The sequence below is a fragment of the Martinezella tropici genome, from assembly GCF_008370325.1.
Taxonomy (GTDB): domain Bacteria; phylum Pseudomonadota; class Alphaproteobacteria; order Rhizobiales; family Rhizobiaceae; genus Rhizobium; species Rhizobium tropici_B.
In genome coordinates, this window is record NZ_VNIP01000001.1 from 563,739 (window position 1) to 582,897 (window position 19,159).

Annotated in this window: 15 protein-coding genes; 11 read left to right on the forward strand and 4 right to left on the reverse strand. The window is 60.2% G+C overall.

The window, feature by feature from the left end:
* The first annotated feature begins 327 nt into the window (after positions 1 to 327).
* Complete coding sequence (locus FP026_RS02810; protein ID WP_149633096.1) at positions 328 to 2,865, forward strand: methyl-accepting chemotaxis protein; 2,538 nt, start codon at positions 328 to 330, stop codon at positions 2,863 to 2,865.
* Here FP026_RS02810 and FP026_RS02815 read toward each other — a convergent pair.
* Positions 2,841 to 3,098, reverse strand: a complete 258-nt coding sequence (locus FP026_RS02815; protein WP_149633097.1) for a hypothetical protein — start codon at positions 3,096 to 3,098, stop codon at positions 2,841 to 2,843. The genes FP026_RS02810 and FP026_RS02815 overlap by 25 nt on opposite strands.
* 88 nt (positions 3,099 to 3,186) lie before the next feature.
* On the opposite strand from FP026_RS02815, the gene FP026_RS02820 reads away from it, so the two are divergent.
* Entirely contained in the window at positions 3,187 to 4,059 is an 873-nt protein-coding gene (locus tag FP026_RS02820; protein WP_149633098.1) for a LysR family transcriptional regulator, read from the forward strand.
* Between the two features lie 185 nt (positions 4,060 to 4,244).
* Entirely contained in the window at positions 4,245 to 5,333 is a 1,089-nt protein-coding gene (locus FP026_RS02825) for a polyamine ABC transporter substrate-binding protein (RefSeq protein WP_246665214.1), read from the forward strand.
* 37 nt (positions 5,334 to 5,370) lie between these two features.
* Here the strand turns inward: FP026_RS02825 and FP026_RS02830 are convergent, their stop codons facing one another.
* Positions 5,371 to 5,565 carry a hypothetical protein gene (locus FP026_RS02830; protein WP_149633100.1) on the reverse strand — a complete coding sequence of 65 codons (195 nt, stop codon included), beginning with the start codon at positions 5,563 to 5,565 and terminating at the stop codon, positions 5,371 to 5,373.
* Between FP026_RS02830 and FP026_RS02835 the strand changes: the two genes are divergently transcribed.
* The 3 genes from FP026_RS02835 to FP026_RS02845 are packed head-to-tail and all read left to right on the forward strand — an operon-like array spanning position 5,556 to position 8,431.
* Positions 5,556 to 6,698 carry an ABC transporter ATP-binding protein gene (locus FP026_RS02835; protein WP_149633101.1) on the forward strand — a complete coding sequence of 381 codons (1,143 nt, stop codon included), beginning with the start codon at positions 5,556 to 5,558 and terminating at the stop codon, positions 6,696 to 6,698. The two genes, FP026_RS02830 and FP026_RS02835, sit on opposite strands and share 10 nt — an antisense overlap.
* A 2-nt stretch (positions 6,699 to 6,700) precedes the next feature.
* Positions 6,701 to 7,612, forward strand: a complete 912-nt coding sequence (locus FP026_RS02840) for an ABC transporter permease subunit (protein ID WP_149633102.1) — start codon at positions 6,701 to 6,703, stop codon at positions 7,610 to 7,612.
* Between the two features lie 3 nt (positions 7,613 to 7,615).
* A complete protein-coding gene (locus FP026_RS02845; protein WP_149633103.1) occupies positions 7,616 to 8,431 on the forward strand; it encodes an ABC transporter permease subunit in 816 nt (271 codons plus the stop codon).
* Between the two features lie 30 nt (positions 8,432 to 8,461).
* On the opposite strand, the gene FP026_RS02850 is transcribed toward FP026_RS02845, so the two are convergent.
* Complete coding sequence (locus FP026_RS02850; protein ID WP_149633104.1) at positions 8,462 to 10,366, reverse strand: AsmA family protein; 1,905 nt, start codon at positions 10,364 to 10,366, stop codon at positions 8,462 to 8,464.
* A 166-nt stretch (positions 10,367 to 10,532) separates the two neighbouring features.
* Between FP026_RS02850 and FP026_RS02855 the strand changes: the two genes are divergently transcribed.
* Both FP026_RS02855 and FP026_RS02860 read left to right on the forward strand, forming a co-directional pair.
* Positions 10,533 to 12,485, forward strand: a complete 1,953-nt coding sequence (locus FP026_RS02855; RefSeq protein WP_149633105.1) for an acetoacetate--CoA ligase — start codon at positions 10,533 to 10,535, stop codon at positions 12,483 to 12,485.
* A gap of 355 nt (positions 12,486 to 12,840) precedes the next feature.
* The gene (locus FP026_RS02860; protein ID WP_149633150.1) at positions 12,841 to 14,766 is read left to right on the forward strand and encodes a DEAD/DEAH box helicase; all 1,926 of its coding nucleotides are present in this window, start codon (positions 12,841 to 12,843) and stop codon (positions 14,764 to 14,766) included.
* Positions 14,767 to 14,853: 87 nt separating this feature from the next.
* On the opposite strand, the gene FP026_RS02865 is transcribed toward FP026_RS02860, so the two are convergent.
* A complete protein-coding gene (locus FP026_RS02865) occupies positions 14,854 to 15,876 on the reverse strand; it encodes an SAM-dependent methyltransferase (RefSeq protein WP_149633151.1) in 1,023 nt (340 codons plus the stop codon).
* Between the two features lie 524 nt (positions 15,877 to 16,400).
* On the opposite strand from FP026_RS02865, the gene FP026_RS02870 reads away from it, so the two are divergent.
* The 3 genes from FP026_RS02870 (at position 16,401) to FP026_RS02880 (ending at position 19,150) form a co-directional block, all read left to right on the forward strand.
* Positions 16,401 to 17,213, forward strand: coding sequence for a chromate resistance protein ChrB domain-containing protein (locus tag FP026_RS02870; RefSeq protein ID WP_149633106.1), 813 nt, complete (start codon positions 16,401 to 16,403; stop codon positions 17,211 to 17,213).
* Between the two features lie 5 nt (positions 17,214 to 17,218).
* On the forward strand, positions 17,219 to 18,622 hold the full coding sequence (gene chrA / locus FP026_RS02875) for a chromate efflux transporter (protein WP_149633107.1): 1,404 nt from the start codon (positions 17,219 to 17,221) through the stop codon (positions 18,620 to 18,622).
* A 126-nt stretch (positions 18,623 to 18,748) separates the two neighbouring features.
* Positions 18,749 to 19,150 (forward strand): GFA family protein, encoded by a 402-nt coding sequence (locus FP026_RS02880; RefSeq protein ID WP_149633108.1) that lies wholly within the window; start codon positions 18,749 to 18,751, stop codon positions 19,148 to 19,150.
* Positions 19,151 to 19,159: the final 9 nt, after the last annotated feature.

A 19,159-nucleotide genomic window follows, 5' to 3' on the forward strand; every position in this document is an offset into this window, starting at 1 on the left:
CCTTCAGTAGCTTCGTTATTCTTGGCCGTCGCCGGAACGATGGCCTTTGCTCGCGTACAAATATAGGCTTCCCATCCGCTTTCTCAGCGTTTGATTGTACGTTGCGAGCCCACACAACGCCCTTATCTGAAAATTAATTAATCAGACGGACAATTCCCGACGATTTCATGGGGCGCTCTACTGCATGATAGAGCCGAAGCAATGATTGCTTCCCGACATTATACTCGGTAGCCCCGCCTGCGGATATTTCAAGAACGATGGTTATACATCCGGTCAGCGCCGAGGTGGCGTCGACGGGGGAGCGGCATGTGAGAGGTCTGAGCCACTATGTTCATTGATAAGATATTGTCGCGTTTCAAGATCAAGACGAAGGTCCTCATATTCGTCCTGCCGTTCGTCATCAGCATTTCCGCCGTTGGCCTCACCGGGCTTTACGCGTCGGGATTGCTCCAGGGGCGCATGGAGATCTCCAACAGCGTGTTGCAGTCGCTGACCGGCTTCAAGAACCTCTACGGCTCCATGGACGACTTCCTGCGCATCACCAATACGCAGCAGCGCGACAAACTCTATCAGGATATCAAGTCGCAGCAGGGCGTGCTGAATGCCACTCTCGGCCAGCTCGGTGCGGATGCGGATGGCCGTGACAATCTGACCGAAGCCACCGCCAAGACCGCCGACATGGCAAATCTCGTAGGCCGGCTATGGACGCTGCATGAGCAGGAAGTCTCGCTCCGCAAGACGATCGACGACGCGCAGAGGGCATTGATCAGTGCCCGCTTCAACGTTAATTTCAACAGCCAGCAGCTTGAAGACCGGATGCGCCAGGACCAGGCGGACGCGACCTCCACGCTGCGTTCCGCCGACCGTCTGCTGAAGGGCGGCGATATGCTGGCCTCCGTTGCCGAAGATTTCAACAAGGCGGCGACGCCGGCCGACAAGGTCAAGCTCCTGAAGGACCGGCTGTCGGACCTGAACAAAGCACAACGTTCCATCGATCTCGCATTGCCGCAGAACCAGAAGAGCGTGGTTCAGTCGCTGGTGAGCACGATCAAGGAACTTGCCGCCTTCACGGAAAGCACCGATGTGCCGACGGACGACACCATCACGGGCATCAGCCGGCTGCTGTCGCGCTTCCGTCAGACCTCGACCTATACGCAGCTGGCGGCAACGCAGATGATGCGCCAGGCAACCACGACCTTCGTATCGCTCGACGCCCGCGTCGCGCAGACCAATTCGGTCCTGCAGGACACGCGACGCCTCGAGGATTCGGTCTATTCGCTACAGCTCGTTCTGGCGGATTTCAACGCGAATACGAATAAGGACAATCTCGTCCGCCTGCGCCAGGAAATCTCCAAGCTCGGCGGCGATATCGATACGCTGAACCAGAGCGCCAAGAGCATGGATTTCGCCAGCGACATAGACTCGGCCATTCGCCCGGCGATCAAGTCGATGGACGAAGCCGGCGGCAAGCTGGTCGGTACCATCACGCAGCGCGTCGCCGAATATGCGCGCGCCCGCCAGCAGCTCGATCAGGTCTGGGGCCAGCTCACCGCCTTCGCCGAAACGCAGAAGCAGAGCGCGGGCACCGAGCGCAATCAGGCGAATTACATCTCCATCCTGGCGACCGCTCTCGGCATCATCCTCTCGGTTGCCGGTGGCATCGCGCTCGTGCTGACGCTGCAACGTCCGATCGGCCAGATCACCGCCGCCATGCGCCGCATCGCCGACGGCATGCTGGAGACCGCGATTTCCGGCGAGCAGCGCCGTGACGAAATCGGCGACATGGCCCGGGCGCTTGGCATCTTCAAGGACAACGCCATTTCGAAGATCCGCATCGAGGAGCAGAGCGACGAGGAACGCGCGGCCGCAGAACACGAGCGCCAGCGCAACGACGCTGAAAAGCGCGAGCTCGACCGCCAGATCGACCATGCCGTCAGCGAGCTTGCGGCCGGCCTCGAGCGTCTTGCCCAGGGTGACATTTCCGCGACGATCGACAAGCCTTTCATCGGTCGTCTCGAACAGCTCCGCCAGGACTTCAACAGTTCGCTGTCGCGCCTGCAGCAGACGCTGAGCCAGGTGCGCGACAATGTCGAGTTGATCCAGAGCAACGGCAACCAGATGGCTGCTTCCGCCGAGGATCTGTCGAAGCGTACGGAGCAGCAGGCTGCTTCGCTGGAGCAGACCGCCGCCGCCGTCGACCAAATCACCAACACGGTCCGTTCTTCCGCCGAACGCGCCAAGGATGCGGATGCGATCGTGCGCGAGGCCAAGCGCAGCGCCGATGACAGCTCCGTCGTCGTCGGCAACGCCATCGATGCGATGTCGCGCATCGAGGACGCTTCCCGCCGGATCGAGCAGATCATCGGCGTCATCGACGAGATCGCCTTCCAGACAAATCTTCTGGCGCTCAATGCCGGCATCGAAGCCGCCCGCGCTGGCGACGCCGGTAAAGGTTTCGCCGTTGTCGCCATGGAGGTACGCGAGCTGGCACAGCGCTCGGCCGCTGCCGCCAAGGAAATCAAGGGGCTGATCAACAAGTCGACCGAGGAGGTCGCCTCCGGTTCGCAGTTCGTGCAGGAGGCCGGCTCGGTGCTGGCGCAGATCAGCAGCCAGATCGTCACGATCAGCCAGCATGTGGAAATGATCGCCCATGCCAGCCACGATCAGGCAAGCGCGCTGCAGGAGGTCAATTCCTCGGTCAATCACATGGATCAGATGACGCAGCAGAATGCCGGCATGGTGGAGGAAACCACGGCAGCAAGCCGCGAGCTAGCCTCCGAAGCCGACGCCCTGTTGCACCTGATCCAGCAGTTCAAGATCGAAGCCGGATACAGCGTCGGTTATATTCGGGAGCAAGCAGCCTGACCGCTGCAACTGTTGCCATCACGGGCGGATCGGCCAATTTTCGGCCGGTCCGCCTTTCCTATTGGCTTGCGATGAGCGCTTAAGGCGGCGATCATCCGTTCGATCCACAGGAAAAGGCGCGGCGTTTCGTGCCCATAGTCGAGGTAGAAGAGATCCTCTTTTTGGCGCCATTGCTCTTCGCGCGTCTGGCTTTGTATTTCGATGGCCTTGGCCAAAGCGATGCTTTCCAGCATGAGACGTCTCCATGGTTTGAGGCATCGCCTTAACTACACATGAGAATTTGCTTTATAAACGGCCGTTTTCGCCCTATGTTTTTCAATTATGAAAAATACCACCTGGGATTCCTATCAGCTCTTCCTCGATGTCGCCCGCGGCGGCGGACTGACGGGAGCGGTCGCTTCGAGCGGCCTAAGCCCGGCAACGATCGGTCGGCGGATGCTGGAACTGGAGGGACAGATCGGCCGCCCCCTCTTCGAACGCAGCCAGGCCGGCTACACGCTGACTGGTGACGGCCAGGCGCTATTCGATCAGCTGCTGGAAATGGAGGCCGCCGCCCGCAAGGTCGACAGTTGGCAGCGCGATGCCCAGGGCATGTCCGTCGTCCGCATCACTGCCGGCACATGGATCGGCTGGCTGCTCAGTCAGAACATGCCGACGATCTGTTCGGAGCGGGATGGATTCCGCATCGATCTGCATCTCGGCGAGCGACGCGTCAGCCTTGCCCATCGCGAGAGTGACATAGGCATCCGCGCATTCGAGCCGGAGGAGGCGAATCTCGCGGCCATCAAGATCGGTGATGTCGCCTATGCCGCCTATCAGGCCCGCAATATCCGCTTTGTCGGCCCACAGCGCTGGATCGCGGTGGCGGAGGAAGAGGCGGTGTCGGCCTATCTGCGCTGGCCGCATCAAAACAGGCGGGAGGAGATCGCTTTCACGGTCACCCGCCCGCGCTCGCTTCATGATCTCGTGCTTGCGGGGTCGGGCATTGCGGTTCTGCCCTGCTTCGTCGGTGATCAGGAGCCGAGGCTGGAACGGGTTGGCGAGGAAATCCCGTCTCTCCGCCACCGGCAATGGATCGTCATGAACAATGCCGACCGTCACCGAAGGGAAATCCGCACCGTGGTCGACCGCATGGCCAAGCTCTTGAAAAGCCATGCCGAGCTTTTTGCGGGCAAGCGCCCGACCTATGCGTGACGGAACACCTCGACGTCTGCTTTCTCGTGCGTCCTGCGGACGGTGGACGGCAAAAATGCGAAAGAGTGTGAGCCCACGCTTTTCCCCTTGTCGCCTTCATATTTCCTTTCTAGTCTAACGGGAAAAACAGAGGGTTGGGTGTCGCCTGGATGCCCTTGAACAAAACAGGAGAGACTATGAAGTCCATGTTCGCACGGCTTGCAGCAACGGCGTTCGCGGTCGTTTCGCTGGCAACGGTCGCTCAGGCAGAAGACAAAGTCGTCAATATCTATAACTGGTCGGATTACATCGATAATTCGATCCTGTCGGATTTCACCAAGGAAACCGGCATCAAGGTCGTCTACGACACGTTCGATCAGAACGAGACCCTGGAAACCAAGTTGCTTGCGGGCAAGACCGGCTACGACGTCGTCGTGCCGACGGCCTATTTCCTGCAGCGCCAGATCAAGGCCGGCGTCTTCCAGAAGCTCGACAAGTCCAAACTGCCGAACATCTCCAACATGTGGGATACGGTGCAGCAGCGCATCGCCACTTACGATCCCGGCAACAAGTACGCCATCGACTATATGTGGGGCACCAGCGGCGTCGGTTACAATGTCGACAAGGTGAAGCAGATCCTCGGCACCGATGACGCGCCCGATATCGACGTGATCTTCGATCCCAAGCTTGCCGCCAAGTTCAAGGATTGCGGCATCTACATGCTGGATTCGCCGACCGACGTCATTCCGGCGGCCCTGCGTTATCTGGGTCTCGACCCGAATTCGACCAAGCAGGAAGACTTCAAGAAGGCCGAAGAGCTTTTGACGTCGATCCGGCCGTTCGTGCGCAAGTTTCACTCCTCCGAATATATCAACGCGCTGGCCAATGGCGACATCTGCATCGCCTTCGGCTATTCCGGTGATGTGTTGCAGGCCCGCAACCGTGCCGCCGAGGCCAAGAACGGCGTAAATATCAGCTATTCGATCCCCAAGAAGGGGGCGCAGATGTGGTTCGACGTCATGGCGATCCCCGCCGATGCACCGCATGTCGAAGAGGCCCATATCTTCCTCAACTACATCATGAAGCCGGAAGTCATCGCCAAGGCGAGCAACTTCACCGCCTATGCCAACGGCAACAAGGCGTCCCAGGAATTCGTGAGCAAGGACGTACTGGAAGATCCGGCCGTCTATCCGACCGATGCGGTCCGCGAGAAGTTGTTCACACTGACACCTTGGGATGCAAAAACGCAGCGCGTGGGGACGCGCTTGTGGACAAAGGTCACCACTGGCCAATAAATCGAAGCGGCCCGGACGGCAACGTCCGGGCCTTTCCTTATAAAGCAAAAATCGCGAGCGTGCCGGGGTGGGGAAGAGCCGGCGCCAAAGCATTTCCAGGAAAAGTGCGCAGCGGTTTTCCGTCCGGAATGCGGAAAAACAAAAGATGGAGCGTTTCTGCAGTTCGACGAAAAGCGGAAATGTTCCAGGAAAGCTCGCCCGGCATCCATTTGGGGATAGATAATGAAGTCACTCGGTAATATCCGGCGTTCCTTTGCTCCTTGGACCGACCCTTCGGCCAAGCCTTATATTTCCTTCAAGAACGTGACGAAGAAGTTCGGTGATTTCATCGCCGTCGATAATCTCTCCCTGAATATCTACAATCGCGAATTCTTTGCTCTTCTCGGTGCATCGGGCTGCGGCAAGTCCACGCTTCTGCGCATGCTCGCTGGCTTCGAGCAGCCGACAACAGGCGAAATCGTGCTCGATGGCCAGGACCTTGCCGGCACGCCGCCCTATCGCCGCCCCGTCAACATGATGTTTCAGTCCTATGCGCTGTTTCCGCATATGTCGGTGGAAAAGAATATCGCATTCGGCCTGCGCCAGGACGGCATGCCGAAGGCGGAGATCGACGATCGCGTCGCGCAGATGCTGAAACTCGTCAAGCTGGAGCAATTCGCCAGGCGCAAGCCCAACCAACTTTCCGGCGGCCAGCGCCAGCGCGTGGCCTTGGCGCGCTCGCTAGCCAAGCGGCCGAAGGTGCTGCTGCTCGACGAACCGCTCGGCGCGCTCGACAAGAAGCTGCGCGAAGAAACCCAGTTCGAGCTCATGGATCTGCAGCAGAGCCTGGGGTTGACCTTCGTCGTCGTGACCCACGATCAGGAAGAGGCGATGACAATGGCGGACCGCATCGCGGTCATGAGTCATGGCAAGGTGGTGCAGGTGGCAACGCCGGCCGAAATCTACGAGGCGCCCAATTGCCGCTTCGTTGCCGACTTCATCGGTGACGTGAACATCCTCGACGGCAACGTCACCTCAGCGCAGTCGGGTATCGTCGAGATATCGGTCGATTCCGGCTTCACGGTGCGCACCGCTTCCGGCGGCGCACAGTCGGCGGGAAGCCGCGCGAGCCTCGCCATCCGTCCGGAGAAGCTTCGGGTGTCGCCACGCCCTCCGGCCAATGCCTCGGTCAATGCGGCCGAAGGCGAGATATGGGATATCGCCTATCTCGGTGACATGACCGTTTTCCACGTCAAGCTGAAGAGCGGGCAAGTGGTCAAGGCCTCGTCGCTGAACGCCGTACGCGCGGTGGAAGAGCCCTTCGCCTACGACCAGAACGTCTGGGTCTCCTTCGACGAAAATGCCGGCGTCTTGCTGAAGGATTGATCATGAGAGCGCTCGGTTCCCTAATCTATCAGCGCCTCGTGATCATCGTTCCCTATGCCTGGCTGCTGATCTTTTTCCTTGCACCGTTCCTCATCGTCTTCCGCATCTCGCTGTCGACGAAGGCGCTGTCGGTCCCGCCCTATGACCCGTCCTTCGCCTGGAGCGACAGCTTCGGCGACTGGTGGGACAAGTTCCAGACCATGTCGTTCGACAATTACACATGGCTGGCCGGCGATCCCCTTTATATGAACGCCTACATTCAGAGCCTGCAGATCGCCGGCATCTCGACGCTCCTGACGCTGATCATCGCCTATCCTATCGCCTACGGCATGGCGCAGGCGCCGCGCACGATCCGGCCGACTTTGCTGATGCTGGTCATCCTGCCCTTTTGGACGAGCTTTCTGATCCGCGTCTATTCCTGGATGTCGATCCTCAGCACCACGGGTCTCTTGAACCAGCTGCTGATGGGGCTCGGCATCATCCACCAGCCGCTTGTCATCCTGAACACCAACACCGCCGTCTATATCGGCATGGTCTATTCCTATCTGCCCTTCATGGTACTGCCACTCTATTCCGCGCTGGAAAAGATGGACGGCACGTTGATAGAGGCGGCACAGGATCTCGGCTGCACGTCGATCGGCGCTTTCTGGCGCGTCACCTTTCCGCTCTCGCTTCCCGGTGTTATCGCCGGCTGCATGCTGGTCTTCATCCCCGCTGTCGGCGAGTTCGTCATCCCCGACCTGCTCGGTGGCTCCGAAACCCTCATGATCGGCAAGGTGCTATGGACGGAATTCTATAGCAATACCGACTGGCCGCTGGCCTCGGCGGTGGCGACCATCCTGCTTCTGGTGCTGGTCATCCCCATCGTCTTCTTCCAGCATTTCCAGGCCAGGGCCGACGAGAAGGGGAGATAATTCATGACCCGCTGGTCCCGCTTCAACATCGTCTCCGTCACACTCGGCCTGGCTTTCCTTTACTTGCCGATCCTGCTGCTGGTCATCTATTCCTTCAACAGCTCCAGGCTGGTCACGGTCTGGGGCGGTTTTTCGACGCAGTGGTATGTGCATCTCTTCAGCAACGACACCATGTTGAACGCCGCCTGGCTGACGGTGCGCATCGCACTCCTGTCGGCAACCGTTGCTACCGTGCTCGGCACCTTCGCGGCGATTACGCTGGTGCGCCATACGCGTTTCCGCGGTCGCATCCTGTTTTCGGGCATGATCTATGCGCCGCTGGTCATGCCTGACGTCATCACCGGCCTGTCGCTGCTGCTGCTCTTCGTCACCTCTGGTGTCGATCGCGGCTTCTGGACGATCGTCATGGCGCATACGACGCTGACCATGTGCTTCGTCGCCGTCGTCGTGCAATCGCGCCTGCTGACCTTCGATCGATCGATCGAGGAGGCGGCGCTGGATCTCGGCGCGCCGCCGGTGCGCACCTTCTTCGAGGTGACGCTGCCGATCATCGCGCCGGCCGTCTTTTCCGGCTGGGTGCTGGCCCTCACATTGTCGCTCGATGATCTAGTGATCGCGACCTTCGCATCCGGCGCCGGCGCCAAGACGCTGCCGATGCTGATCTACAGCCAGGTCAAGCTTGGCGTCACGCCGGAGATCAACGCCATCTGCACCATCCTCATCGGTGTCGTCGCGGTCGGCGTCATCTGCGCTTCCATCGTCACCAAGCGCCGCGAAGTGCAGCGCCAGAGGGACGAACAGGCAGCCGCCGCGGCCTGAGGCGCGACGGTCGAAATATAATCCTGGAGATTATTGTTGCTGCAGCGGCTGTACCGGCTTCTGCAGCAAGGTCGCGACCGGCGAAACGACCGGGTTTGGCCAGCTGCCTCCGATGAAGAAAGGCAGCATCGGCAACTCGTCGGCATCGGAGGGCGATGTCGCCTCGATCGCGCCAGAAAGCGCCAGGCTGTTGGTGCGGAAGGGAACGACACCGTTGAAGGTGATGGTTTCGTTGCGTCCGGCAATCGAGGCATTCTTCACTTCGGCGGATCCCTTCGCAAAACTTGCGTCGACATTGATGCTGTCGAAGTCGAAGGACGTGTCGGCAATGTCGCTCATCCGGAAAAAGGTTTTTTCCGCTGCAAGCGTCCGGAAGCTGGAGATGTCGAATTCACGGAAGGTTCCTGTCGTTGAATTGAAGTGCAGCGTGCCGGCGACATCGCTGAGCGTCGCGACCCAGATCGGCTTGGAGGTGCTGAGCGACAGATCCAGCGAGCCTGACGACGGCATCGGCAGCGGACCTATCAGCTTCAGACGGGTGAAGAGACCGCCGAAATCCGCGTTTCGGATTGAAATCTGCAATTTGCCGCCGCCGTCGAAGTCTCCTGGGGCGACCTCCAGATGCGCGGTCAGCGAACCGTTCTCGAAGCCGCTGTCGCCGATATCGAACTTCGCCTTGCCGCCCGCCACCAGCAGGCTGGCGCCGATATTGTCGAACTGGAAGGGACCGAGCGCCGCCTTGTTCGACGATAGGCGCATGTCGAGGTCGAGCCGTTGCAGCGGATTGCCGTTGAGCAGTGCATCGATGGCAGTCTCGGCGGCAAGGCGCATGGAGAAGGCGGCCAGGAACGGATTGAGGTTCATCTGGTCGAAGGCGAGCGTGCCGGAGATCTTCGGCTTGCCTGCCGTCGTATAATTCAGATCCATGATGCCGGATGCCGTGGAATCATTGACCTTGAAACTGAGGTTGTTGAAGCGCAGGCCCTTCTCGGTCGCAGCAATATCGGCGCTGAGCGAAACATTCTTGAGGGCATCGGCCGCCGGCAGATGCTGCCCGCTCCAGGCCAGGAACGAGGGCACATTCGGGACGCTGAGCTGCAGATTGCCCGCAAAGGCTGAAAAGTCGGACAGGCTGGTGACGCCGGAATAGGTCCAGTTGATCAGCGCCGAGGTAAAGCTGGTCTTGGCGTCGACATTCTTGCCGGCAAAGAACAGCAGCGGCTGCGCGGAATCGAAATTGAGCTTGATGTCCTGGCCATTGAAGCGTGCAAGGATGACGGCAGACATCGCCCGCGAGAGCCGCGGCCATGAAATGTCTGCATTGACGCCATTCAGCCTGTAGATGTTGCCGCTGCGCTCGTCGGTCATTTCGACGCTGCCGTCCTCGATAGTCAGCATGCCGATAGCCGCATCCTGGTCCTTCCGCATCGGCATGCCCTGTCCGGAAGACGTTTCCGCCTGTTCGATCGCCTTGGAAAGACGGCCTTCATTCGTCCAGTCGATCAGGCCGTTATCGTCACGGCGGATATAGAGGATCGGGCGCAGGAAATGAAACTCATGAAAGCGCGCATGGCCGCGAATGGCCGACCAGAGCGAGAAATCCGCGGAAAGACTGTCGACATGGCCCAGAACCTTGCCATTCCGCGTCGGCTCGCGGATGGTCACGCCATTGAGCGTGACGCGTGCCGTCGGCCAGAATTCCAGCGTCGGATCGCCGTCGATCTGGGCGCGGTATCCCGTCCATTCCGACAGCGCCTTCTCGATGCCGGAACGCACCAGCCCGCTGGAAATCAGGAAAGGCGCAGTCGCTCTGAAGACAGCGAACACAATGAGAATCGTGAGAAGAATGATGCCGGTCGTGCGGACGACGGCAGGCAGCCAGCGTGAAGCCGATCGCATCGTCAGCCACCATTTATTGTTTTTCGAAGCTCTCATGATCCCGTGGAGACTCGCGAACTGATAGGGATAATCTGCCTGCGTTTGCCGGATATAGGAAATGTTTGCCGGATGCAAACATGACACACTGGCAATACCCACAGCACCGTGATTTTATAATGCACTGCAGCATCGCTATATACAGTGAAAAGCGGGAGGGAGAAATATGCAGGATCAGCAGCCGCTCTGGACGCCGTCGGAGGAGTTTCGTCGCCAGAGCCCGATGTTTGTCTTCATGGAGCAATGCAACCGGCGTTTTGGCCTTTCGATGTCGGATTTTGCCGGGCTTCACGCCTGGTCCATCGCCGAGCGCGAAAATTTCTGGACCGAAGTCTGGGATTTCTGCGGCTTGAAGGGCAAGCGAGGCGAGAGGGCGCTGATCGACGGCGACATCATGCTCGAGGCGCGCTTCTTTCCCGATGCCGAGCTGAATTTCGCCGAAAACCTGCTGTCGAAGAGCGGCGAGGGCGATGCGCTGGTGTTCTGGGGAGAGGACAAGGTGCGCGATCGCTGGTCATGGGACCGGCTGGCCGCGATGGTATCGCGCCTGCAGCAGGCCTATCGCGCCCATGGCATCGGCAAGGGAGATCGGGTGGCGGCCATGATGCCGAACATGCCGGAGACCATTGCCTGCATGCTGGCAGCCGCATCGATCGGCGCCATCTGGTCTTCCTGTTCCCCTGATTTCGGCGAGCAGGGCGTCATGGACCGTTTCGGCCAGATCGAGCCGAAGCTCTTCATTGCCTGCAGCGGCTATTGGTATGGCGGCAAGCTGCAGGACGTCACCGCGAAGGTGAGCGCCATCGCGCAGCGCCTGAATGCGCCCACCGTCATCGTGCCCTATGCCGGCAATGCCGCCGCGGTCGTCACGGCCACGTCGAATTCGCAAACTCTTGATGATCTGGTCGCGCCCTTCGCAGCGAAATCGGTCGAGTTCGAGCTCGTATCCTTCTCCCATCCGCTGTTCATCCTGTTTTCCTCGGGCACCACAGGCGTTCCGAAATGCATCGTGCATTCCACCGGCGGCGCGCTGCTGCAGCTGATCAAGGAACACCGCCTGCATTGTGGCGTCGTTCCGGGCGAAAAGGTTTTCTACTTCACCACCTGCGGCTGGATGATGTGGAACTGGCTGGTGACAGGCCTTGCCGCCGGCGCGACGCTCTGCCTCTACGACGGATCGCCCTTCGCGCCGGATGGCAACATCCTGTTCGATTATGCGCAGGAAGAGAAATTCGCGGTCTTCGGCACGTCTGCCAAATATATCGACGCGGTTCACAAGAGCGGCCTTATGCCGAAGACGTCGCACGACCTTTCGAGCCTGCGGCTGATGACCTCCACCGGCTCGCCGCTGTCGCCCGAGGGCTTCTCCTTCGTCTATGAGGGGATCAAGGACGATATCCAGCTGGCCTCGATTTCCGGCGGCACCGATATTGTCTCCTGCTTCGTGCTCGGCAACCCGCTGCAAGCGGTCTGGCGCGGCGAGATCCAGGGGCCGGGTCTCGGCCTTGCCGTCGATGTCTGGAACGACGAAGGCAAGCCGGTGCGCGGCGAGAAGGGTGAACTCGTCTGCACGAAGGCCTTCCCCTCGATGCCGGTCATGTTCTGGAACGATCCCGAGCGCGCCAAATATCGCGCTGCCTATTTCGAGCGCTTCGACAATATCTGGTGCCACGGCGATTTCGCCGAATGGACTGTTCATGGCGGCCTCATCATCCATGGCCGCTCGGATGCGACGCTCAATCCCGGCGGCGTGCGCATCGGCACCGCAGAGATCTACAATCAGGTCGAGCAGATCCCCGAGGTTCTGGAAGCGCTCTGCATTGGCCAGGATTGGGACGACGATGTCCGTGTCGTGCTGTTCGTCCGGCTTGCTGCCGGCGTGTCGCTGACGGAGGATCTCGTCAAGGCGATGAAGACCCGCATCCGCACCGGCGCTTCGCCGCGTCACGTGCCGGCCAAGATCATCGCCGTTGCGGATATTCCGCGCACGAAATCCGGCAAGATCGTCGAGCTTGCCGTGCGCGAGGTGGTGCATGGCCGGCCTGTCAAGAACAAGGAGGCGCTCGCCAATCCTGAAGTGCTGGATCTCTTTGCCGGGCTGGAAGAACTCAAAAGCTGAAGCAGTCCCTAAAACTGAGGGGCAAACGATGACCCTCGTTTGGTAACCCCGCGTTAAGAAAGCTTGGTCAAAAGTAAAGGCCAACTTGAGGCCGTTCGCATGAGCTGGAGCGGATTGGAGCCGCTCTTGGTTCCCGAGACATGAAGTTCACCGACTCGAGCTTGCTTTCGACAGCATCAACTTCAAAGGCAGCGCGGTTCGCTGCCTTTTTTTCGTTTCGCCTCGCACGAAAACGCGTCTGCTCTGTACATTGCCGCATTGAGCAAGTATGTGCAGGCGTGAAGAAGAGGTTCGCGACGTGCGAGCCACGATGATCGCCGTCTGATGGCGCGCGAAGAATTCCGAAAGACAGATGATGACTGAATTCGAAGGCATCGCTCCTGCGATTGCCGAGGCTTTGTCGAAGCGTGGTTATGAAACGCTGACGCCGGTACAGAAGGCGATGCTCGATCCTGGCCTTGCCGGCAAGGATGCCCTTGTCTCGGCTCAGACCGGCTCGGGCAAGACGGTTGCCTTTGGCCTGGCGCTGGCGCCCGGCCTGCTCGATGGTGCCGAACGCTTCGGCCGCGCCGGCGCTCCCTTGGCGCTGGCGATCGCGCCGACCCGCGAACTGGCGCTGCAGGTCCAGCGCGAGCTGGAATGGCTCTACGGGCTGACAGGGGCGACGATCGCCTCCTGCGTCGGCGGCATGGACATGCGCACGGAACGGCGCACGCTCGAGCGCGGGGCCCACATCGTCGTCGGCACGCCCGGCCGTCTCTGCGATCATATCCGCCGCAACTCGCTCGATATTTCCGAACTCAAAGCCGTCGTGCTCGATGAGGCCGACGAAATGCTCGATCTCGGTTTCCGCGAGGATCTGGAGTTCATTCTGGAATCCGCGCCGTCTGATCGTCGCACCCTGATGTTTTCCGCCACCGTGCCGCGCTCGATCGCCAAGCTCGCCGAGAACTATCAGCGCGATGCCGTCCGCATCGCCACCGCTTCCGAGGCCAAGCAGCATGTCGATATCGATTATCGCGCGCTGACCGTCGTGCCGAGCGACAGGGAAAACGCCATCATCAACGTGCTGCGCTACTATGAGGCGCGCAATGCCATCGTTTTCTGCTCGACGCGTGCTGCCGTCAATCATCTGACGGCTCGCTTCAACAATCGTGGCTTTTCGGTCGTTGCGCTCTCAGGCGAACTTAGCCAGAACGAGCGCACGCACGCCTTGCAAGCGATGCGCGACGGCCGCGCCCGCGTCTGCATCGCCACCGACGTTGCCGCCCGCGGCATCGACCTGCCGGGTCTGGAGCTGGTCATTCACGCCGATCTGCCGACCAATCCGGACACGCTGCTGCATCGCAGCGGCCGCACCGGCCGCGCCGGCAACAAGGGCGTCAGCGCTCTCATCGTGCCGCTCAGCGCCCGCCGCCGGACCGAACGCCTGCTGGAAGCTGCCCGCATCCGCGCTACCTGGGCAAAGCCGCCGTCAGCCGATGAAGTGAGCTTGCGCGACGATGAAAGGCTTCTTGCCGATCCGGTCTTTGAAGCGCCGCTTGCCGAAGACGAGCAGTCGATCGTTCGGCAGCTGTTGGAGCGCCACGGCGCCGAGCAGGTCGCCGCCGCATTCCTGCGGCAATACCGCGCCGGCCATTCCGCGCCCGAGGAATTGCAGGACGTGCCGGCCGAAGGCGAGCGCCGAAAGCCCCGCCGCGACGATTTCCCGGTCACGCCTCGCGATGAGGGCTCGTCTGCTGGACGCAACGACTTCACCGATGGTCTCTGGGTATCGCTCTCTGTCGGACGCAAGCAGAATGCCGAGCCGCGCTGGCTGATCCCCATGCTCTGCCGCAACGGCAATCTGACCAAGCGCGACATCGGTGCCATCAAGATGCAGCCCGAGGAAACCTTCGTCGAGCTTTCGCCTGATGGTGCCGAGCGCTTCCTGAGCGCCATCGGCCCCGATAAGACGCTCGAGCGCGGCATCCGCGTCAAGCAGCTCGCCGGCATGCCGGATTTCCAGCAGGCCAAGCGGGAAGGCGGCTTCGCAAAGAAGAAACCGTTCGCCGACAAGGGTTCCCGTTCGAACGACGCCCCCAAGCCGAAATGGAAGTCCGATCGGAAGCCGGAGCGGGCGCACGCGGGCGAGGGCAGCGTTTCCGAACGATCCGACAAGAAGCCCTGGGCGAAAAAGCCCGGCAAGCCGAACTTCGCCAAGAATGACGGCGGCCCTCCAAAGGGCGGCAAGCCGAATTCCAAGGCCGCGCGCAAGGCTGCGCGGGCTCAGGGGGAATAATTTCTGTCACCGAGTTCAAGGGGGCGGCGCCCCCTTGTCGCTATCTCCGCATCTCCCGGCAAGAGGAGATCGGTACTCCGGGCACCGCTACTCGAAGAAGATCAGGCTTGCTGGCGATGGTGGTAGTGGTTTTACCCTCACATTATGAAAACCGGCACGCCTAGCCATCTCGGCCAGGTCCTTCTGCGTGTAAGCCTCGCCTCTTGGCGTACTCGCCAGCATCTCCCATGAGAAAGCGGCTGGGAAGGGCGGCGAGACGAGATCGTCGTTCGGCACGAAGTCCACCGCAACCACCTTGCCCTCGGCGGTCAGGCTGGCCCGGCACTTCCTAAGCAATCCGGCGCAGGTTTCCAGGTCGAAGTGATGCAGGAAGTTCGGCAGCAGGATAAGATCGTAGTCCGTGCCCCAGTCGACTTCGAATGCGCTGCCGGGAATGACCTTGTATCGTTCGGCGACGCCAAATTGCTGCGCATTATGTTTGGCCAATTCCAGAACGGAGCCCCAATCGACCGCAACGATCTCGGCCGAAGGAAAAGCCTTCGCCATCTCGATCCCGAAACGCCCGTGCCCTGCGGCGATATCAAGTATCTTCCGTGGCTGCATGGGCAAGTTGGCCATTTCGGTGGCGAGGCTGATCGCGCTGCCGCCCGTGAACGAGCCCATGCCACGAGCAAATTTCACCCACACCGGATTGTCCGGAGACATGTTTGCCAATCCAATGGACCCGCCGTTGCGGACATAGGAAGGCGGATCGTCCAGGATCTGCTTGAGGATTTCGGGCGCGGCCAGGAATTCGATGGCCGCGCCCATATAGGCTGGCGAATGCCGGTCGAGGAAGGCTCGGCTGGATGGGGTCGGAGCGTATTGATCGCCTGTTTTCGTGAGAAAGCCGTTCACAACGAGATAGTCGCATAGAATGCGCACGCCTCTTTCGGCTGCATTTGTTGCGGCCGCCAAGGATGCTGCATTGCTGCCGTCACCAATCAAAGTGAAAAGATCGAGTTCTATGGCGGCTACGATGGCGGCCGTCTTTCGGCACGCAAACATCGCATCGACCACTAGATTGGGCGAAACTTCGCCCACGTCTGCTTCTACTGCCGTCGATGACATTGGATCCCCCCTTATGTGCCCAATGACCGACCGGAATAGTCGGTCGCAACGATGAATTATCTCACAAAAGACGACTGAGTTTAAGTTCGTCATCGCTAATACTGAGGCGATACATCAGATATTCTCGGCTAGCGGCGCGGGCGAAGTCATCCATGCACCTACCAGCGTCACTACCAGGCCGATGAACATCGCCATCTCAGCGGTTCGGAAAACAGCGCCTAGACCCAGTATGGTGACGGGCGGCAGTGCTGACCTGCGGGGGATATAAGCCGCCAGCCGCACTCGGGTCAGCGCGGCGCTTCCATTGTCGCTGTAGGACTTTGCAACAACTGCGACGTCGCGGGCAAATCGATCTGTGAGCGGGCTGCAGAAGCCGGGAAAATGTCTGCCTGGTGCAACACGCGGTTATTCGGCTTGACATTTGGATCACGTCAAGCAGATGATTATTCATGGGGTTGCGATCACCCCACGAGGCTACGGCTGAAGAATCGCGTCCTGAAACCCGAGCCAACGGAGGACGCGCTATGCCGTCATTTCTGGAAATTACACCCGACAAGCTGAATCGTATTATCGGCACGCCCAACCTGCCGACGATCATCGACGTCCGCAACGACGAGGACTTCGCTGCCGATCCCCGTCTCATTCCCGGCTCGATCCGTCGCGACTATCGAACGGTCACCGACTGGGCAAATGAACTGGCTGGGCCGGCCATCGTCCTCTGTCAGAAAGGACAGAAACTCGGTCACGGAGTTGCTGCCTATCTCCGGATCTTCGGAAAGGAAGCGGAGGTCCTCGAAGGCGGTTTCGAGGCATGGCGGAGCGCGGAAGGCGCGCTGATCCCCGAAGAGAAATTACCTCCTCGCGATGACAAAGGGCGGACCGTGTGGGTGACAAGGGCACGACCGAAGATCGATCGCATCGCTTGCCCATGGCTGATCCGGCGCTTCGTCGATCCGTCAGCGATCTTCCTGTTCGTTCCGGCGGTCGAAGTTCCAGCTGTCGCTGATCGCTTCAAGGCGGTACCCTTCGACATCGAGGATGTCTTCTGGAGCCATCGCGGCGAGTTGTGCACCTTCGATGTCATGGTCGAAGAGTTCGGCCTCGGCACCGAGCCTCTTCTTCACCTTGCGACCATCGTTCGTGGCGCTGACACATCTCGGCCCGAATTGGCACCTGAAGCATCCGGACTGCTTGCAGCCTCGCTCGGGCTTTCGCGGATGTTCAACGACGACTTGGAGCAATTGGAAGCCGGCATGACATTGTATGACGCCTTCTACCGTTGGTGCCGCGACGCGACGGAAGAGACGCACAATTGGCCCAACCCGAGGAAGGTATGAGAGACATGACCGACCTCATAAAGAACGCGGCCGCGCGACCAAGCGCGGCTGATCGGGACGTCGTCCCCCTTCATGAGGCTATCAAGGTCTGGACCCGCGTTGCCGCCCTAAGCTTCGGTGGGCCAGCCGGGCAGATCGCCGTCATGCACCGCATCGTCGTCGATGAAAAGAAATGGGTAGGGGAGCACAGGTTCCTTCATGCTCTGAACTACTGCATGTTGCTGCCGGGTCCGGAAGCGCATCAGCTTGCCATCTATCTCGGCTGGCTGCTGAACAGGACCCTGGGGGGCATGATCGCGGGCATTCTATTCGTTCTGCCAGGCTTCCTGGCGATCCTCGCGCTCAGTTATGTCTACGTCTTGTTCGGGAACTTGACCTTTATCGAGGGAATGTTCTTCGGGCTCAAATGCGCCGTGCTGGCCGTGGTCATCCAGGCCGTCTTCCGCATCGGCAGCCGAGCCCTCAAGAACAAGGTTATGGTTGCATTGGCCGCCGTTGCTTTCGTGGCGATCTTCTTCCTGCACGTTCCGTTTCCGCTTATCATCGTTGGAGCCGGACTTATCGGCTACCTCGCCTCTCGCGGAGGGGTCGCTGCCTTCAAGATAGGTGGCGGACACAAGTCGGGCTCCGGGACGATCCTGGAGGATAGGGACTCCGTTCTTGGCGAGGAGATCCCTTTACACGCTCGACCGAACCTCGCCTGGTCTCTGAAGACTTCAGGTGCGTTAGCGGCCGCCTGGCTCATTCCGGTTGCTGCTCTCCTAATTACGCTCGGTCCCGATAACGTCTTTTCCAAAATCGGGATATTCTTCAGCGAGATGGCAGTTGTGACCTTCGGGGGCGCCTATGCCGTGCTGGCATATGTCGCACAGGAGGCGGTGCAGCAGTTGGGCTGGCTGCGGCCGGGCGAGATGCTGGACGGTCTGGGAATGGCGGAAACGACCCCTGGACCGCTGATCATGGTAACGCAGTTCGTGGGGTTCCTGGCGGGCTATCGCAGTCCCGGCACCCTCAACCCTCTTGCGGCAGCAACCTTTGCCGCCGTGCTGACAACATGGGTCACGTTCCTGCCGAGCTTCCTTTGGATTTTCGCAGGTGCGCCGTTCATCGAGAAGATGCGCGGGAATGTCGCGCTGACCGGTGCCATGTCAGCGATAACGGCGGCTGTGGTCGGCGTCATTCTCAATCTCGCGATTTGGTTCGGGCTCCATGTGCTGTTCGGTAAGACCACAAGCTTCACCTACGGTTCGTGGACGATGGATGTGCCCGTTCTGACCTCGCTTGCATTGCCCTCGCTGGCGCTGACCTTGCTTGCCGCCATCGCCATATTTCGCCTGAAGATGTCTGTGATATCGACCTTATTGGCATCTGCAGCTTTGGGCGTTGGCTGGACTGTCTTCGTTTCCTGACGGAAGAGGCATTCGCCGCATCAGTGGCCCGGAGTGGAGATTCGTGTCCTCCCGGGCATTTGCAGGGATTTCGTGACTGAGGCAGAATGCCGCCTTCGACCAGGGAGCGAATGGAGCGGCGTACGCATGCTGATCGGCTCATGTCATTGCGGCAAGGCGGGTTGGAGGCTCGAAGGCGATCCGGGCTCGATCACGGCCTGCAATTGCACGCTCTGCCGGCGTTACGGCGTGCTGTGGGCCTATGACTATGAAGGAGAGCGGGTCTCCGTCACGGGCCAGACTGCCTCCTATACCCGTGTCGGCAAGGACAAGCCTTCTCTCGAAATATTGTTCTGCCCGTCCTGCGCCTGCGTCGTAAGCTGGCGCGGCCTGAGGCTGCAAAAGGATGGCCGCCGGCGCATGGCCGTCAACGTGCGGCTGGCGCCGCCGGATCTCGTCGCCGACCTGCCGATCGATCATTTCGATGGGCTCGAGACGTACGAAGATCTTCCTCCCGACGGGCGGTGCGTGCGCGATCTCTGGTTTTGACGGCGAGCC

Bases quoted from the DNA above. Each gene is read 5' to 3' on its own strand.
- FP026_RS02855 (WP_149633105.1), top strand. From the start codon at position 10,533: ATGCAGGATCAGCAGCCGCTCTGGACGCCGTCGGAGGAGTTTCGTCGC.
- FP026_RS02840 (WP_149633102.1), top strand. From the start codon at position 6,701: ATGAGAGCGCTCGGTTCCCTAATCTATCAGCGCCTCGTGATCATCGTT.
- FP026_RS02815 (WP_149633097.1), bottom strand. From the start codon at position 3,098: ATGCTGGAAAGCATCGCTTTGGCCAAGGCCATCGAAATACAAAGCCAG.
- FP026_RS02820 (WP_149633098.1), top strand. From the start codon at position 3,187: ATGAAAAATACCACCTGGGATTCCTATCAGCTCTTCCTCGATGTCGCC.
- FP026_RS02825 (WP_246665214.1), top strand. From the start codon at position 4,245: ATGTTCGCACGGCTTGCAGCAACGGCGTTCGCGGTCGTTTCGCTGGCA.
- chrA (WP_149633107.1), top strand. From the start codon at position 17,219: ATGACCGACCTCATAAAGAACGCGGCCGCGCGACCAAGCGCGGCTGAT.
- FP026_RS02860 (WP_149633150.1), top strand. From the start codon at position 12,841: ATGACTGAATTCGAAGGCATCGCTCCTGCGATTGCCGAGGCTTTGTCG.
- FP026_RS02865 (WP_149633151.1), bottom strand. From the start codon at position 15,876: ATGTCATCGACGGCAGTAGAAGCAGACGTGGGCGAAGTTTCGCCCAAT.
- FP026_RS02810 (WP_149633096.1), top strand. From the start codon at position 328: ATGTTCATTGATAAGATATTGTCGCGTTTCAAGATCAAGACGAAGGTC.
- FP026_RS02870 (WP_149633106.1), top strand. From the start codon at position 16,401: ATGCCGTCATTTCTGGAAATTACACCCGACAAGCTGAATCGTATTATC.
- FP026_RS02880 (WP_149633108.1), top strand. From the start codon at position 18,749: ATGCTGATCGGCTCATGTCATTGCGGCAAGGCGGGTTGGAGGCTCGAA.
- FP026_RS02850 (WP_149633104.1), bottom strand. From the start codon at position 10,366: ATGAGAGCTTCGAAAAACAATAAATGGTGGCTGACGATGCGATCGGCT.
- FP026_RS02835 (WP_149633101.1), top strand. From the start codon at position 5,556: ATGAAGTCACTCGGTAATATCCGGCGTTCCTTTGCTCCTTGGACCGAC.
- FP026_RS02845 (WP_149633103.1), top strand. From the start codon at position 7,616: ATGACCCGCTGGTCCCGCTTCAACATCGTCTCCGTCACACTCGGCCTG.